The 16,126-nt window shown below is 67.5% G+C and carries 12 protein-coding genes; 5 read left to right on the forward strand and 7 right to left on the reverse strand.

Translation table 11 applies throughout. The annotated features are described in order from the left end of the window. Positions 1-87: 87 nt before the first annotated feature. Together H9639_RS14080 and H9639_RS14085 are read right to left on the reverse strand one after the other, a co-directional pair. Entirely contained in the window at positions 88-513 is a 426-nt protein-coding gene (locus H9639_RS14080; RefSeq protein WP_191808713.1) for a hypothetical protein, read from the reverse strand. A gap of 252 nt (positions 514-765) precedes the next feature. Continuing rightward, the gene (locus H9639_RS14085) at positions 766-1,437 is read right to left on the reverse strand and encodes a hypothetical protein (protein WP_191808714.1); all 672 of its coding nucleotides are present in this window, start codon (positions 1,435-1,437) and stop codon (positions 766-768) included. A gap of 202 nt (positions 1,438-1,639) precedes the next feature. On the opposite strand from H9639_RS14085, the gene H9639_RS14090 reads away from it, so the two are divergent. Beyond that, positions 1,640-2,701, forward strand: a complete 1,062-nt coding sequence (locus H9639_RS14090; RefSeq protein ID WP_225219631.1) for an agmatine deiminase family protein — start codon at positions 1,640-1,642, stop codon at positions 2,699-2,701. Continuing rightward, a complete protein-coding gene (locus H9639_RS14095; protein ID WP_191808715.1) occupies positions 2,701-4,476 on the forward strand; it encodes an amidase in 1,776 nt (591 codons plus the stop codon). The genes H9639_RS14090 and H9639_RS14095 overlap by 1 nt, the downstream gene beginning before the upstream one ends. Before the next feature lie 64 nt (positions 4,477-4,540). Here the strand turns inward: H9639_RS14095 and H9639_RS14100 are convergent, their stop codons facing one another. Genes H9639_RS14100 through H9639_RS14115 form a run of 4 tightly spaced genes read right to left on the reverse strand, consistent with a single transcriptional unit; the run spans position 4,541 to position 9,321 of the window. Further along, entirely contained in the window at positions 4,541-5,512 is a 972-nt protein-coding gene (locus H9639_RS14100) for a D-2-hydroxyacid dehydrogenase (RefSeq protein ID WP_191808716.1), read from the reverse strand. A gap of 55 nt (positions 5,513-5,567) precedes the next feature. After that, positions 5,568-6,740 (reverse strand): ROK family protein, encoded by a 1,173-nt coding sequence (locus H9639_RS14105; protein ID WP_191808717.1) that lies wholly within the window; start codon positions 6,738-6,740, stop codon positions 5,568-5,570. Then, positions 6,737-7,792, reverse strand: coding sequence for an ABC transporter permease (locus H9639_RS14110; RefSeq protein WP_191808718.1), 1,056 nt, complete (start codon positions 7,790-7,792; stop codon positions 6,737-6,739). The genes H9639_RS14105 and H9639_RS14110 overlap by 4 nt, the downstream gene beginning before the upstream one ends. Next, positions 7,789-9,321 (reverse strand): sugar ABC transporter ATP-binding protein, encoded by a 1,533-nt coding sequence (locus tag H9639_RS14115; protein WP_191808719.1) that lies wholly within the window; start codon positions 9,319-9,321, stop codon positions 7,789-7,791. The genes H9639_RS14110 and H9639_RS14115 overlap by 4 nt, the downstream gene beginning before the upstream one ends. Positions 9,322-9,482: 161 nt before the next feature. On the opposite strand from H9639_RS14115, the gene H9639_RS14120 reads away from it, so the two are divergent. From H9639_RS14120 to H9639_RS14130, 3 genes are all read left to right on the forward strand, one after another. Continuing rightward, positions 9,483-10,529, forward strand: coding sequence for a substrate-binding domain-containing protein (locus H9639_RS14120; RefSeq protein ID WP_191808720.1), 1,047 nt, complete (start codon positions 9,483-9,485; stop codon positions 10,527-10,529). Between the two features lie 110 nt (positions 10,530-10,639). Further along, positions 10,640-11,830: a Gfo/Idh/MocA family protein gene (locus H9639_RS14125; RefSeq protein WP_191808721.1), complete on the forward strand. Its 1,191-nt coding sequence runs from the start codon at positions 10,640-10,642 to the stop codon at positions 11,828-11,830. 29 nt (positions 11,831-11,859) lie between these two features. Next, positions 11,860-12,861: a sugar phosphate isomerase/epimerase family protein gene (locus H9639_RS14130; protein ID WP_191808722.1), complete on the forward strand. Its 1,002-nt coding sequence runs from the start codon at positions 11,860-11,862 to the stop codon at positions 12,859-12,861. Between the two features lie 110 nt (positions 12,862-12,971). Here the strand turns inward: H9639_RS14130 and H9639_RS14135 are convergent, their stop codons facing one another. Further along, complete coding sequence (locus H9639_RS14135) at positions 12,972-15,539, reverse strand: beta-glucosidase H (RefSeq protein ID WP_191808723.1); 2,568 nt, start codon at positions 15,537-15,539, stop codon at positions 12,972-12,974. Positions 15,540-16,126 lie beyond the last annotated feature (587 nt).

The following is a 16,126-nucleotide window of genomic DNA, read 5'->3' on the forward strand; positions in this document are numbered from 1 at the left end:
TCGGGTGTGTGTGGTAACCACCAAATCTAAGAGGTCTTCACCTATTTCCCGTGTAACTAACGTGGTGTCTCAGTACAGCTAGGGCGGCTAGTCAGATGCGGGAGCCGAGATGTCAGTGGACGTGCCTGTTGCCGGACCGGTTGAGGTTCCGGGACCAGGCGAGCTGCCCGATCCGGTGTCCGTGCCGCTGGAATTTTCCGTCGCGGCGGGACTGGTGACGGTGATTGTGGGCGTTGGCTCGTACCTTGTGGAGTTGTCATCATCACCGATACGGCTGAAGAGCGCGCCCCATAGAGAAATGGCAACAATGCACAGGATGAATCCCAGTCCGGAGACGATGACGGCAGCGACGGAAAGGACCTTTGCGGTGGAACCGTTGCGGACCGCGATGATCAGTGCAGCAATGGAGAGCCCCAGGCCCGCAAGTGCGAACGCCAGGGCCAGGTAGTTGATCACCGGAACCCAGAACAGTCCCAGGCCGATGACCCCCAGGATGAGACTGGCAAGAGCCAACCCCCATCCCTGGTTGGACCGCGTCCCCCGTGGAGGATAACCCTGTCCATAGCTGTACATCGGATCGTTCGGTTGTGTGCCCATGATCGCCTCACAGAGTCTTGACGCCGCGGGTCAGGGGCCTGGATTCCTGCTGCAGGTCCACTTTCCCGGGTCCTTCAACGGTAAGAGCGGGCACGGCGCCCGGCAAGGAACTGCGGAGACGGGCCCCTGTCGGCACCCGGATTCCCCTGCAGGCGCCCAGGCACGGGGTCAACCGGAGTGCGGGCCGGTTCCGCGCCGCAAAGGCCGGTCCGGACGGCTGGCCGCGGGAGGACTACCCGGAGCCTCCCGCGTATCTTGCACGGCCTGTGGCAGAGCACCCTCCGGCCCCTCTCCCACGGGCGGATTCTCTTCCCCGGTCGCCATGTCCGACCCGGCAAGGAGCTCTTCGGCCTGTTCCAGGATCCGATTTGTCAGCCCCGAACCGGCGGCGACGGCGTCTGCGTGTGAGTGCCGTGTCCGTGAGTTCCGTGCCTGTGCATTTAGCGGTGCTGCCGGATCAGCCCGCGAACCGTCGTCAGCCGCCGGATTCCCGAGCGGGCGCACCGCGGCCGGCTGCCCGCCGTCACCCAACACCTCCTCCTGCACCGTCAGGCCGATCAACCGGAACAATGCCCTGTCCTCCCGGGTAGCCAGGGATGAGGTTTTCAGGTCATTCAGCACGGCGAGCCCGGCCAGTGAGCGCCGCGGATTGGCGCTGACGGAAGCCTCCAGTGCCCACTGCGCCCGCACCCACCACTGCGCGCGGCGGTCCGCCTCGAGTTTCTGCCGGTAGGCAACATAGGCGACCACCGCCGTCGTCAGGATGCCCAGCGGCCCGAGTACGGGAATCCACGTAATGGCCCACTGCGCCGCCTGATCCCAGAAATCTCCCCAGTTCATGCCCGGAGCCTAGCCCGGACCGCCGCGCGATACACCGCTGCCGCCTTCCAAAGCCGGGAGGGCGCAAAATTTCACCCCGCGGATCGCTGGGACACTGCCCAACGTCCCGGGTCGGCTTAATGTTTTCCTTTTTTGTCTCCGCAGCGGATAGTAAATGAAAGTCATTCATTATTAGCTTCGTCACACTGGAGGAAGTACCACCATGCATGCCGCTATGCCCGCCGAATGGGCACCCCACAGCAAAACCTGGATGGCCTTCCCCACCCCTAACGACACCTTTGGCGAGGCCGGGAGCACCACGCTGGACCGGGCCCGCACGGCCTGGTCCGCCGTCGCCCGCACCATCGCCCGCTACGAACCCGTCACCATGCTGGTCAGCCCCGGGGACCTGGGCGCGGCCAAGGAGTTCCTCGGCGACGGGATCAATCTGGTGTCCGTTGAGCTGGACGACGCCTGGCTCCGGGACTCCGGCCCCACCTTCACGCACGCCGCGGACGGCAGCGTTGCCGCCGTGAACTGGGTGTTCAACGGCTGGGGAGCCCAGGAATGGGCCGCCTGGGACAAGGACCAGCATCTGGGCACCTTCGTGGCCGCGGAAGCCGGCGTTCCGGTGACCTCCAGCTCGCTGGTTAATGAGGGCGGCGGTTTCCACGTCGACGGCGAAGGCACCGTGCTGCTCACGGAGACGGTCCAGCTCGATCCAGGACGCAACCCCGGCAGAAGCCGGGAGGAGGTGGAAGCGGAGGTCCATGCCCGGCTGGGCACCACCAAGGCCATCTGGCTGCCCCGCGGACTCACCCGGGACTATGACGAGTTCGGCACCCGCGGCCACGTGGACATCGTCGCCTCCTTCGCCGGCCCCGGCACCGTACTGCTGCACCGGCAGGACGATGCACGCCACCCTGACCACCAGGTGATGAAGCAGCTCCGCACGGTCCTGGAAGCCGCGGTGGATGCCCGCGGCCGGAAGCTGGAAATCATCGATGTCCCGGCACCCACGGTGCTCGACGCCGGAGACGGGTTCGTGGACTGGTCCTACATCAACCACTACGTCGGCAACGGCGTGGTGGTGCTGTGCGCCTTCGATGACGCGCACGACGCCGCAGCCGCGGAAATCCTGGGCCGCGCCTACCCCGGCCGGGTCGTGGAACTGGTGGACGCGCGGGATATCTTCGCCTTCGGCGGCGGCATCCACTGCATCACTCAGCAGCAGCCGGCACCCCGGCTAACCGGAGCCGGAGCGGAATCCGGGACGGGAGCATAATGTTCGACGTCGTGGAAGCGGGCATTGCCGAACTGCGGGCGGCCCTGGAGTCGGGTGAAACCACCAGCGAGGAACTCGTTGCCGCGTACCTGGCCCGGATCGAGGCCTACGACCGGCAGGGACCGCGGCTGAACTCCGTCATCGTGTCCAATCCGGATGCCTTGGCCGAAGCCCGTGCCGCGGATGAGCGCCGCGCCCGCGGTACCGTGCTGGGCCCGCTGGACGGCATTCCGTACACCGCGAAGAACAGTTTCAAGGTGCGCGGGCTCACCGTGGCGGCCGGGTCTCCGGCGTTTGCCGATCTGGTGGCCGGGCAGGACGCGTTCACCATTGAGCGGCTGCGGGATGCCGGAGCCGTGCTGATCGGGCTGACCAACATGCCACCCATGGCCAACGGCGGGATGCAGCGCGGACTCTATGGCCGGGCCAAAAGCCCGTACAGCGCAGACTTCCTCACCTCCGCCTTTGCGTCCGGTTCCTCCAACGGGTCCGGAACGGCGACGGCGGCCAGCTTCGCGGCCTTCGGCCTCGGGGAAGAGACCTGGTCCTCGGGCCGGGCACCGGCGTCCTGCAACGCACTGTGCGCGTACACCCCGTCCCGCGGCGTGATCTCGGTGCGCGGGAACTGGCCGCTGGTGCCGACCATGGACGTGGTGGTTCCGCATACCCGCACCATGGCGGACCTGCTGGAGGTCCTGGACGTGATCGTGGCGGACGACGCCGAGACCCGCGGAGATTTTTGGCGCGCCCAGCCCTGGGTGAAGGTGCCGGCGGCCTCCCAGGTGCGGCCGGCGTCGTACCTTGACCTGGCCGTGCCGGATCCGGCCGCAGCGCGCGGCGCCCTGGCCGGGCGGCGCTTTGGCGTGCCGCGGATGTATATCAATGCCGATCCCGACGCCGGCACCGCGGACTCCGGGGGCAGGGCAGCCGGCATTGGCGGTCCCACCGGTCAGCGCATTCAGACCCGGGACTCGGTCCTGGACCTTTGGAATGCCGCGCGCCGCGATTTGGAGGCCGCGGGCGCCGAGGTGGTGGAGGTGGACTTCCCCGCCGTCACCAACTACGAAGGCGACCGCCCCGGCGCACCCACCCTCGCCACCCGCGGCCTGGTCAGCCCGGAGTTCCTCCGCAGCGAGATCGTGGATCTCTCGGCCTGGGCCTGGGACGACTTCCTGGCCGCCAACGGCGATCCGGCGCTAAACCGGCTGGCCGACGTCGACGGCACCCGGATCTTCCCGCATCCGGAGGGCGCACTGCCGGACCGGTACACCGGTTTCGACGACGACATCGCCGAGTATCCGGAGCACGTCCGGAAGTCCCCCGTGGACTCCTTTACCGAAATTCCACACCTGGCCGAGGGTCTGCGTGGCCTGGAGGAAACGCGCCGGATCGATCTCGAAGAGTGGATGGACGGCCTGGGGCTGGACGCGGTGGTGTTCCCGGCGATGGCCGACGTCGGCCCGGCGGATGCGGACGTCAATCCGGAGTCGGCGGATCTGGCCTGGCGCAACGGTGTGTGGGTGGCTAATGGGAACCTGGTGCCCCGGCATCTGGGCATCCCCACCGTCACCGTTCCGATGGGAACGATGGCAGACACCGGGATGCCGGTGGGGCTCACCTTCGCCGGACGGGGCTGGGACGACAACGCGCTGCTCCGTCTGGCGGCCGCCTTCGAAGCTACCGGGTTCGAGACGGGCGGGCTCGAGGCGGGCGGGCTCGGGACGGGTGACACAGGTCGCCGCACCGAACCGCCGCGGACTCCGCGGCTGGCGTAGCGGGCGGCACGGGGGCAGGGTGCCGGTTCAGCTCGGGTGCGGCCGCGTTGGGGCGGCCGGAGTCCTAAACTCCCGCAGCCACGAAGCCCAGCCGCTTATCCACCACGTTCGCCGGAGTGCGGCCCGCCAGATAAGCGGTGAGGTTGGCTTCGAACTGGGCTGCCAGGGCGGGCAGATGGGTTTGCGAATCGCCGGAGAGGTGCGGAGTGATCAGCACGTTCTCCAGGGACCACAACGGGCTGGAAGCGGGCAGCGGTTCCGGATCGGTCACGTCCAGCACGGCTCCGGCGATGGACTTGGACTCCAGCGCCAGAGTCAGGGCGTCCTGGTCCGCCAGCTCGCCGCGGCCCATGTTCACGAGCACCGCCGTCGGGCGCATTGCGGACAGTACCTCCTGGTTCAACATCCTCCGGGTGTCCCGGGTGAGCGGGGCAGCGAGGACAACAAAGTCGTAGTCCCCGGCCACGGCGGCAAAGTCCGTGCTGGCGTGAATGGCGGCGAAATCGGCGTCGCCGGTCCGGGCGGTGCGGCCCAGCCCGTCGGTTTCGATGCCGACGGCGCGCAGCAGCCGGGCGGTGGTCCGTCCGATGCTGCCGGTACCGGCGATCAGCGCCCGGGTGCCGGCCAGGTTGTACGTGGGAAAGTACTGCCAGTGCCGGTCCCGCTGGTTCAGGGCTGCCGCCGGGAAGTTCTTGGCGAAATACAGGATGCCGGCCAACGCGTACTCGGCCATCGCCGCATCGAAAATGCCGCGGGCGTTAGTCACGGTGACCTCCGAGGCCGCGAGCTCCGGGAACAGCAGCCTGTCCACACCGGCGGCCGGTACGTGGATCCACTTCAGGGAATCCGCGCGGGACCAGTTCTCCCGCAGCCCGTCAGCGAAGTAATCCCACAGGTACAGGATCTCCGTGCCGGGCAGCGCTGCAGCGAGCTCGCCGGTATCGGACGCTAGCCGGACGTCCGCGAGGGCTTCGAGCTGCTCGAGCCCGGTGACCGGGCGGGACCCGGTGAGGATGGTGAGGACTGGTTTGGACATGCGCTCAGGCTAGGTGATTCCGGCTCCGATCCGGGCATCCGTTACGCTGTCCGGTTCACACCCGCGCGGCAAGCATCCCGTCGATGCTCTGCGGCGACAGCGCGTGGTGGATGGCCAGCATGCAGGCGCCCAGCATCCCGGCCTCGAGCCCGGAGGCGGACTGCACAATCTGCAGGTGCTGCGTGGCCAGCGGCATGGTCCGGGAGTACACGACCTCCCGCACCCCGGCAATAAAGTGCTCTCCGGTGAGCGCCAGCAACCCCCCGATGACAATGACGGACGGATTCATCATGCTCAGGCACGCGGACAGGACCTCGCCGACGTCGCGCCCGGCCTGCCGGACGGCATGCACCGCCGCCTGCTCCCCCTGCGCCACCAGTGCGACGACGTCCCGGCCGTCCTCCGCGGCCAGGCCGGCTTCCCGCAGTTTCCGGGCCACCGCCGGGCCGGACGCGAGCGCCTCCAGGCAGCCGAAGTTTCCGCACCGGCAGAGCAGATCCGCGCCGCTGGGCACCGGGATGTGGCCAATGTCCCCTGCCACCCCGTCCGCACCGCGCAGCAGCGCCCCGTTGCAGATGATTCCCGCGCCAATGCCGGTGGCGACTTTGACGAAAATCAGGTTCTCGACGTCGGGCCACGCTGCCTCGCGCTCCCCCATCGACATCACGTTCACATCGTTATCCACCAGCACCGGCGCGTTGAAGTGGGCGCCCAGGTAAGCGGCGACGTCGAACCCGTGCCAGCCGGGCATGATGGGCGGATGGATCGGTTTGCCGGTGCTGTGCTCCACGGGGCCGGGGAGTCCGACGCCGACAGCCAGGATGTCGCGCCCGGAACGTCCCAGCTGCCGGAGCAGGGAGCTGCCGAGTTCCACCACCGTGTCCAGAACCGTGCCCGGTCCGGCGCTGACCAGCAGGTCGCGGGTGGCATCGGCCAGCGCATTGCCGGCCAGGTCAGCCACCCCGACCCGCAGGTGGGACGCTCCGACGTCGGCTCCCAGGACTACCAGCCGTCCGGCCTGCATCGCGATCTGCGCTGACGGGCGGCCGCCGGTCGAGGCGGCATCCTCCACCGGAGCCACCAGGCCCAGTTCGATCAGCGCGTCAACGCGCAGCGCGATGGTGGACCGGGCCACCCCAGCCAGCTCGGCCAATTCGCTGCGCGTACGGGGCTGGCCGTCGCGCAGCAGCTGGAAGAGATCGCTGATGCCGGAAGAGGGCACCGTCACAACGCGCCTTTGCGCCGGGTTCCCCGAACCGCGAACTTCTGCTGGAGCAGCACGGCCAGCACAATGATCGCGCCCTTGGTGACTGCCTGCACTGAGGTATCCAGGTTGTTCTGGGTAAACACGTTGGTGAGGGTGCTGAACAGCAGCACCCCCAGGACCGTGCCGACAATGGTTCCCCGGCCACCGATCAGCAGCGTGCCGCCCACCACCACCGCGGCAATTGCGTCGAGTTCGTAGTACAGACCGTGCGTCGAGGAGCCGGACGTGGTGCGTGCCATCATCATGACGCCGGCAATCCCCGCAGTCAGGCCGGACAGGACATACAGCCACACAACGTGCCGTTTCACCTTGATGCCGGCGAGCCGGGCGGCTTCCAGGTTCCCGCCGATTGCCACCGTCCGGCGCCCGAAGGTAGTCCGGTTGAGCAGGAACCACCCGATCGCGGCTACAACCGCGAAGATCCAGATCAGCAGCGGAACGCCCAGCACGTTGGAGCGCATGATGGCGAGGAAGTCGCGCTCGGTGACAATCAGCGTTCTGCGGCCGGAAATCAGTTCCGCCACCCCGCGTGCGGCGACCAGCATGGCCAGAGTGGCGATGAAGGCCACCACGTTGCCGTAGGCGATGATCGTGCCGTTGATCAACCCCACGAAGGCCCCGACGGCGAGAGCGACGGCAACCATAACCAGCCAGCTGCTGTTCGCCGCCGCGAGCTGGACGGCGGACAGGCTCGCCACCACCGAAGTCAGCCCCATAACCGAGCCCACCGAGAGGTCGATTCCACCGGCGGTGATCACAAAAGTCATGCCAATACTGACGACCCCGAGGACAGAGCCATAGGACAGGATGGTCAGCAGATTGCTCATGCTCAGGAACTGGGAACCGCTGGTGGCCGCGCCAACGGCTACCAGCAGGGCCAGCGCAATGACCAGACCGAGGCTCCGTGCGCCCGAGCCGCCCAGTATCTGGCGCCAGCCCCTGCGGCCGGCCCCCGCCGGCGCCTCGCCTCCGCTGGGAGGAGGTTCCAGCGTTGTTGTGTTGTTCTCGCTCAAGGGGCGTTTCCTTTCAGGACGAGGTCGAGCACACCGTGCTCATCAATATCGGCGGCGTCTCTCAGAGCCAGGGTCCGGCCCGCGTCGAGCACCAGTACCCGGTCTGCCAGGCCGATGACCTCCTCGATTTCGCTGGAGACCACCACAATGCCCACGCCTTCAGCGGCGAGTTTGCGGATCAGTGAGTAGATTTCGGCTTTAGCGCCCACGTCCACGCCGCGGGTGGGCTCGTCCAGCAGCAGGATCCGGGTCCCGTGAATGAGCCAGCGGGCCAGCAGCACCTTCTGCTGGTTGCCGCCGGAGAGAGTCCGGGCCTGGCGTTCCGGATCCGCCGGTGTGAGGTGAAGTGCCTTGGCCTGCTCCCGGGCTGCCTGTTTCTCGGCCCGTTCGTTCAGCAGTCCGCGGCGGGCGAACCGGGCGAAAGTGGACAGCGTGGCGTTCTTGTAGATCGGTTCTTCCAGGATCAGGCCCTGGCTTTTCCGTTCCTCCGGGGACAGGCCCATCCCGGCGCTCGTGGCGGCCCGTACCGAGCCCGGCCGCAGTGTCCTGCCCTGGACCGTGACGCTGCCGGTTCCGGCTTTCCGCGCGCCGTAGATGGTTTCCAGGATTTCCGAGCGGCCCGAACCCACCAGCCCGGCCAGGCCCAGGATCTCGCCGGCCCGGAGGGTGAAGCTGATGCCGCTGAAAGATCCAGGCAGGCCCAGGTCCTGCACCTGGAGCAGCACCGGCGCCTCATCGGACACCGGCTGCCGGGGCGGATACACGTTGGTGGTTTCCCGGCCGGTCATCAGCCGCACCAGCTCGCTGCGGGTCACGGATTTCACCGGCAGGGAGGAGGCTGTGCTGCGGCCGTCCTTGATCACGGTGATCCGGTTACCGATCTGGTCGATCTCCTCCAGCCGGTGGGAGATGTAGACGATGGCGATGCCCTGGGCGGTGAGCTGGCGGATCACCCGGAACAGATTGGCCACTTCCCCGGAATCCAGGATGGCGCTCGGCTCATCCATGATGATCAGCCGGGCGTTGCGGGAGAGCGCCCGCGCCAGGCTGACAATCTGCTTTCCGGCGGCGGAGAGGCTGCCCACTTCCGTGCCCGGCGAGAGTTCCTGGTGGCCCAGCCGCTGCAGCAGGCTGCGGGTCTTCTGACGGGCGTCCTTGACCCGCAGGACTCCGCCGCGGGCATTCTCGTGGCCCAGGAAAATGTTCTCCGTGATGTTCAGGCCGTCCACCACGTCCAGCTCCTGGTACATGGTGGCAATTCCAAGCTCCAGCGCCGCTGTGGGCGAGGCCAGTTCCACCGGGTTGCCCTGCCAGCGGATCTCCCCGCCGTCCGGCTGATGCACACCGGAGAGCGCCTTGATCAAGGTCGATTTTCCGGCACCGTTCTGCCCCAGTACACAGTGCACCTCCCCCGGGAGCACCTCCAGGTTGACGCCCTGCAGCGCCTGGACGCCGGCAAAACTCTTGCTGAGATTCCGCACCGCAAGCAGCGGTTCTACGGGTGTTGGGGCAGCGCTGGCCGTCGACATGGACGGAGCATACACACTTACGTCGATGATCAGTAGTATCTTGCAGTTTTTCCGGACGTCTTCTGTTACTGTGACGGCCATCACGATGAGGTGCGGGGTGCGGAACAGTGCCTGTTTGCCTCTTCTGGACGTGCAATACCCCATCAATGGAGGAGAAAACCATGCAGGCAGCACGCATGTCGGGCCGGAGGCAGCTCGTAACCACCGCGGCGTTCATCGCCGTCGGCGGGCTCGTCCTCACCGGATGTTCCAGCGGCGAAGAGACCAGCAGTGATCCGACCAACAACTCGGTGGAAGGCAACCAGGCCGAGGGCGACACCGTCGTCATCGGCTTTTCCGGCCCGGCTGCCGACCACGGCTGGCTTGGGGCAATCAACTCAGCTGCCCTGGCGGAAGCGGAGAAGCTCCCGGATGTCGAACTCCGGGTCGCTGAGGGGACCAATGACGCGAATCTCCAGATCAGCCAGGTGGAGCAGTTCATTAACGAGGGCGTGGACGCCATTGTCCTGCTGCCCACCGACGGCGCGGCACTGACCGCCGTCGCCACACAGGCCATGGAGGCCGGCATACCCGTGATCAACGTGGACCGGGAGTTCTCCAGCCCCTTCGCCGCACGCGCCACCGTCCTTGGCGACAACTACGGGATGGGCGTCAGTGCCGGAACGTATATCTGTGAGCAGGTGGGTGACCAGCCCGACGCCGTGGTGGCGGAAATCGCCGGCATCGATTCACTGCCCCTCACCCAGGACCGCAGCGCCGGCTTCAAGGACGCACTGGAGGGCTGCGGCCTGGAGGTCAACAACCGGGTTGCGGCCGACTTCACTGTCCAGGGCGGGGAGGCTGCGACGTCACAGCTGCTCGCTGCCGCCCCGAAGATCGATGCGGTCTGGAACCACGACGACGATCAGGGCATCGGTGTCCTGGCCGCCATCGACTCTGCCGGGCGGGACGAATTCATCATGGTCGGCGGGGCAGGATCCGCCAACGCCATGCGGGAGATCCAGTCCGGCGAGGGCGTGCTCAAGGCAACGATCATCTATCCCTCCACCCAGGCCGCTGACGGTATCCGGCTGGCCCGGCTGGTGGTCCAGGACAAGGCCATGAGCGATCTGGTGGAGATCGAGGTTCCCAACCGGATTGTCCTCAACGCGCCCGTTGTCACCAGCGAGAACGTGGAGAAGTACCTTCCCACCGCGTTCGAGTCCTGAGTCCCGTGCGGGCAGGGCGTTCCACGCCTTGGCTGCCCTGCCCGTACGGGTCCACGCCGCCGCAAAACAACAGCGGCGAAGTCCGCGGAAACAGGAAACGAGGAGAGCGAATGGACGTCGAAAAACCACTACGGGTGGCGTTGATCGGCCACGGATTTATGGGCGCGGCCCATTCCCAGGCGTGGCGTGTGGCCGGGAGGTTCTTCGATCTGCCGCTGCAGCCCCGGATGGCGCTGTTAGTGGGCAGGGATCCCCGCCGCACGGAAGCCGCGGCCCGGAAGTGGGGCTGGGAGGAAACCTCCACGGACTGGGAGGAAGCGGTCCAGCGGCAGGATATCGACGTCGTCGACATCGTGACGCCGGGCGCCTCCCACGCGCAGATCGCCATCGCCGCCCTGCAGGCCGGCAAGCACGTGCTGTGTGAGAAGCCGCTGGCCAACACCGTCCAGGAAGCGCAGGCCATGGCCGACGCCGCCGCCCGGGCAGCTGCCCACGGCACCCGGGCGATGGTGGGGTTCACCTACCGCCGGCTCCCGGCCGCAACCCACGCCCGCGACCTCGTGGCCGCCGGTGCCATTGGCACGGTGCGGCAGGTGCGCGCCGTCTATTTGCAGGACTGGCTGGTTGACGCTGAGGCGCCGCTGACCTGGCGGCTGGACCGGGAGCAGGCCGGGTCCGGCGTGCTGGGCGATCTTGGCGCCCACGCCGTGGACTTGGCGCAGTACGTGACCGGTCAGCAGCTCACCGAGGTCAGCGGCACCCTGGAAACCCTGGTGGCTACCCGGCCGCTGCCGGCCGCAGCGTCCGCACCAGGCAGCACCGGGCTGGGCGCGGCCGCAGGCACCGGCGAGCGCGGACCGGTCACCGTGGATGACGCCGCCTATTTCAGCGGCCGATTCTCCGACGGTTTGCTCGGGTCCTTCGAAGCCAGCCGGATGGCCACCGGCCGCAAGAACGCCCTGCGGCTGGAGGTTTCCGGCAGCCTCGGCGCCGTGCACTTTGATCTGGAGGACCTGAACTTCCTGGACTTCTACGACTACACCGCCCCGCCTGCGCGGCAGGGTTTCACCCGGATCATGGTCACCGAACCGGTGCATCCGTATGTCTCCGCGTGGTGGCCGGCCGGCCATTCGCTGGGCTATGAGCACGGCTTTGTCCACCAGGCCAAGGACTTCGTGGAGGCCATTGCCGCTGGAACCCAGCCCACGCCGTCGTTCGCTGACGGATTCCAGATCCAGCAGGTGCTCGACGCCGTCTCCCGCAGTTCCGGCAAGTCCAGCGTCTGGACCCCGGTGCAGTAGCCCCCTTCCCCCTGACCCAAGGAGTACTTATGTCCCGCCCAGTCACTTTGTTCACCGGCCAGTGGGCCGATCTGCCCCTGGAGGAAGTTGCCCGGCTCGCGTCCGGCTGGGGTTACGACGGCCTGGAAATCGCCTGCTGGGGAGACCATCTGGATCCCTGGCGCTGGGACGACGAGTCCTATATCCAGGACCGGCTGGCGATCCTGGAGAAGTACAACCTCAGCGTGTACACGATTTCCAACCATCTCAAGGGCCAGGCCGTGTGCGACGATCCGATCGACCAGCGCCACCGGGACATTCTCCCGGACCAGGTTTGGGGCGACGGGGAACCGGAAGGCGTCCGGCAGCGCGCTGCCGAGGAAATGAAGCACACCGCCCGGCTGGCCGCCGCCCTGGATGTGAAGACGGTTGTCGGCTTCACCGGTTCCTCCATCTGGAAGTACGTGGCAATGTTCCCGCCGGTATCCGCGGAGGCCATCGACGCCGGCTACCAGGACTTCGCCGACCGCTGGAACCCCATCCTGGATGTGTTCGACGAGGTGGGCGTACGGTTCGCGCATGAGGTCCATCCCAGTGAAATCGCCTACGACTACTGGACCACCCAGCGGGCCCTGGAAGCGATCGGGCACCGGCCGGCGTTCGGGCTGAACTGGGATCCCAGCCATTTCGTCTGGCAGGACCTGGATCCGGTCAGCTTCCTCTGGGACTTCCAGGACCGGATTTACCACGTGCACTGCAAGGACACGAAGAAGCGTCTGAGCAACGGCCGCAACGGACGGCTTGGCTCCCATCTGCCCTGGGCCGACCCGCGGCGCGGCTGGGACTTCGTCTCCACCGGCCACGGCGATGTCCCCTGGGAAGACGCTTTCCGGATGCTCAACAGCATCGGCTACGAGGGGCCGACATCCGTGGAATGGGAGGATGCCGGCATGGACCGCCTGGTGGGTGCCCCGGAGGCCCTGGCCTTTGTGCGGTCTCTGGCCCTGAATCCGCCGCAGGCTGCCTTCGACGCCGTCTTCTCCGCGCGCTGACTTCCTCGCACTGGACTTTCTCCTCGCGCTGAACAGCAGGGACCCGGGGCCTTGGCCCCGGGTCCCTGCTGTGTTCGGTGCTTATGCCTCAGGGGCTGACTCCATGGCGGTTACTCCACGAAGATGCTGCCGACCAGGCGGGTGTCATTCACCGAGCTGCCCACGTAGATGGGCACCTCTCCGGTGGGAGTCACCCAGCCGGCGGCGTCGTCCCAGTACTGCAGGGCCCGCGGGTCCAGATCGATGTTGACCGTCCCGGCTCCGCCCGGCGGCAGCGTGATGCTGCCGTAGCCGGCCAGCTGCCGGGCAGGCGTCGGAACACTCGTGGGCAGGTTGCCCACATACACCTGCACGGTTTCCTCACCCTCACGAGTGCCAAGGTTGATCACCTGCGCGGCCACGGCGGCTTCCGGTGCCGGACCCGCCTCGACCACCGGGGTGGTAAACAGGTTGCCGTACTGGAACCGGGTGTAGGAAAGTCCGTGACCGAAGGGGAAGAGCGGAATGACATCCCGGCTGGTGTAGGCCTTGTAACCCACAAACACTCCGTCGACATACGGCACCTGCGGCTCCAGCTGCTCAATCAGCAGGAAGGGATTCTCCACACCCACCGATGCCGCCTGTTCCTCGCTGACCGGGAAGGTCACCGGCAGTTTGCCGGACGGGTTGGCATCGCCGTACAGCAGCGCGGCCACCGCCAGTCCCTGTGCCTGTCCCGGGTACCAGGTTTCCAGTACGGCCGGCACCTGGTCGATCCAGGGCATGGTCACCGGTCCGCTGGTGGCCAGCACCACGATGGTGTTCGGATTCACCGCCGAGACGGCCCGGATCAGGCGGTCCTGGTCCTGCGGCAGGGTCAGGGAGCCGCGGTCGGCTGCTTCACCGGTGTAGTCGCGGGCAACGATGACGGCGGTGCTGTTGCGTGAGGCCACCTCGACTGCTTCCTGGATGGCCAGTGAGTTGGCGTCCTCCGGCGCGTACCAGCCCAGGCGCATCATGGCTCCCGGCTGGTCATTGAGTCCGCCGTCGAATTGGTTCTCCGCGTCCGTGGTGTACTCCACCCGGATCGGAACTTCCTGACCTTCGGCCATGTTGATCGCCGCTTCCGTGGTGCCGAACGGCTGTGCGGGAGCGGTGGTCACCAGGGTGCCGTCGATGTACAGCCGGGCGGTGCCCAGATGCGTCATGGTCAGTGTGTAGTCCCCGGTCGCCGGTGCCACGAGGGTTCCGGTCCAGACTGCGGACATCGGCGCCGCCACCAGGGGGATCGGCAGTCCCGGCACCTGCGAGGTGTTGATCGTGTCGGCCGAGATTCCGGTCCGCAGGTTGACCTGCAGTTCGTCCCGGGCCAGCACGGGTTCGCCCTCGAAGTTCTCGATCCCGCTGCGGTATTCGGCCTGCACGTTGGTCAGCACCGTGCTGGGGATCGGGGGCGGGCCGGGCAGTGTATCGCCCAGGGACACCGGGTCGGTGCCCTGTGCGTATTCCACTGTGGCGCCTGCTCCGGCCCGGGCGGTGATGCCGTCCAGGATGGTGGTCAGCTGCGCCGGATTGGGAATCGCTCCGGAACCGCCGCCGTCGATGTACCAGTCGGCGTCGGACCCGATGACCGCCACAGATGGTGTGGAGGACGCCAGGGGCAGCGCGCCGCCGTCGTTCTTCAGCAGCACCGCGGCGTCCTCGGCAATATCCTGGGCGATTACCGCGTGCGCTTCGAGCATGTTGGCGGGAACCGGCACTTCGGTGGGTTGCGGATTGACGAAGGATCCCGGAGGCGGGTTATCGAAGATGCCCTTGGCGAACATGGTCAGCGCCACCCGCCGGGCGGCGTCGGTGACCCGCAGTTCGGAAACTTCGCCGCTCTGCACCGCGGCCAGCAGTGCCGGCCCGGAGAATTCCAGGCCCGGGCCGGACACGTCCAGTCCTGCCGCGTAGTCCGCGAAGCTGTGCGCGGCATTGAAGTCGGAGGATACAAATCCGGCGAAGCCCAGCTGGCTCTTCAGGATCTGGTTCAGCAGCCTGTCGTTGCCGCAGGCATACTCTCCGTTGACCTGGTTGAAGGAGCACATCACGGCACCCGGATCGGCGTCGTTGATCAGCTTTTCCCAGGGCCGGGTGTAGGTTTCCTGCAGGGTCCGCTCATCGACCAGCACGTTCACGTGGCCGCGCCTGGTCTCGAAGTTGTTCAGGTTGTAGTGCTTGACCAGGGCGGAGATGCTGGCGCCCTGCTCCCCCTGCACCTGTGCGGCGGCCATGGCACCGCTGAGCAGCGGGTCCTCCCCCAGGTCCTCCCACATCCGCCCGTTATAGGGGGTGCGGACCAGGTCCATGGTGGGTCCGGCCAGGGCGTTCCAGCCGGTGGCCCGGGCTTCCTCCCCACCCACGGCACCGTAGGCCCGGGCGTAGGACTCATCGAAGGTCGAGGCCAGCCCGACGCCGACCGGCAGCCCGGTGGTCACGGTGTCCTCAAGGGCCAGGCCACAGCAGCCGTCCTTGCTGCGGATGGCCGGCAGGCCGAGTTCCGGCACACCGGGGCCGCCGGACTGGATCAGGTAGCTCACCTTCTGCTCCAGGGTCATCGCGTTGACGACCAGGTTGGCCCGCAGCCCCGGCGACAGGCTGGGGTCCCGCCACGGCTGGTCTTCCTGGAGCGGTGCCGGCGGTGCGGCCTGCTCCACGGCAGCCGGTTCTGCGTCAGGGAGTTCGGCGGCGCCGGCCGCCGGGAGGAAACTGGTGGTTGCTAGCAGGGTTCCCGCCAGCAGGGCGATCCCCCTTGTGAGTATTCGGTGTCTGGGGTTTCGGCTGCTTTGGCTGCGATGCAGTGGTGGAGCGCTGGCTTTGCTTTTTAGCTGCATGGTGGTTCCCTCATACGGGCCGCGTTCACCCCCTGGGCGCGGCGGCTACCGCTTGGATTCCGCAGTGTGACCTGTGCGGGTGATGAACGGCGGGAACACGTCGGCATTCTGACAGGCTTGGCCTTCCCCCAGCTTGGGTGCTCCCTACCGCTGCTCCCTCCGACCCCACATGCTGATGCGGCGGGTGCAGGATGGACGGTATGAGTGGGTTCGGGAGCGGTCAACCGAGGTTGGCGGTGCCGGGGGCTTGGGAGCGCGATTGGTGTGTCGGGTGGGGCGGGGTGGGGCTGGCGGCGCCGGCGGCCGGGCCGACGTGGGGCGGCGACGGCGGCCGGGACGGGGCTGGCAGGCGGCGATAGCGGCAGCGGCGGCGGGCCTGGCGCGGCGGGTCAGGGCTGGCGCGGCGGGTC

This window comes from Arthrobacter gallicola (assembly GCF_014836775.1).
GTDB classification, from domain to species: domain Bacteria; phylum Actinomycetota; class Actinomycetes; order Actinomycetales; family Micrococcaceae; genus Arthrobacter_B; species Arthrobacter_B gallicola.

Excerpts from the sequence above, each read along its gene's own strand:
- H9639_RS14125 (WP_191808721.1), top strand. The coding sequence starts at position 10,640 with ATGGACGTCGAAAAACCACTACGGGTGGCGTTGATCGGCCACGGATTT.
- H9639_RS14095 (WP_191808715.1), top strand. The coding sequence starts at position 2,701 with ATGTTCGACGTCGTGGAAGCGGGCATTGCCGAACTGCGGGCGGCCCTG.
- H9639_RS14130 (WP_191808722.1), top strand. The coding sequence starts at position 11,860 with ATGTCCCGCCCAGTCACTTTGTTCACCGGCCAGTGGGCCGATCTGCCC.
- H9639_RS14115 (WP_191808719.1), bottom strand. The coding sequence starts at position 9,321 with ATGTCGACGGCCAGCGCTGCCCCAACACCCGTAGAACCGCTGCTTGCG.
- H9639_RS14120 (WP_191808720.1), top strand. The coding sequence starts at position 9,483 with ATGCAGGCAGCACGCATGTCGGGCCGGAGGCAGCTCGTAACCACCGCG.
- H9639_RS14100 (WP_191808716.1), bottom strand. The coding sequence starts at position 5,512 with ATGTCCAAACCAGTCCTCACCATCCTCACCGGGTCCCGCCCGGTCACC.
- H9639_RS14085 (WP_191808714.1), bottom strand. The coding sequence starts at position 1,437 with ATGAACTGGGGAGATTTCTGGGATCAGGCGGCGCAGTGGGCCATTACG.
- H9639_RS14090 (WP_225219631.1), top strand. The coding sequence starts at position 1,640 with ATGCATGCCGCTATGCCCGCCGAATGGGCACCCCACAGCAAAACCTGG.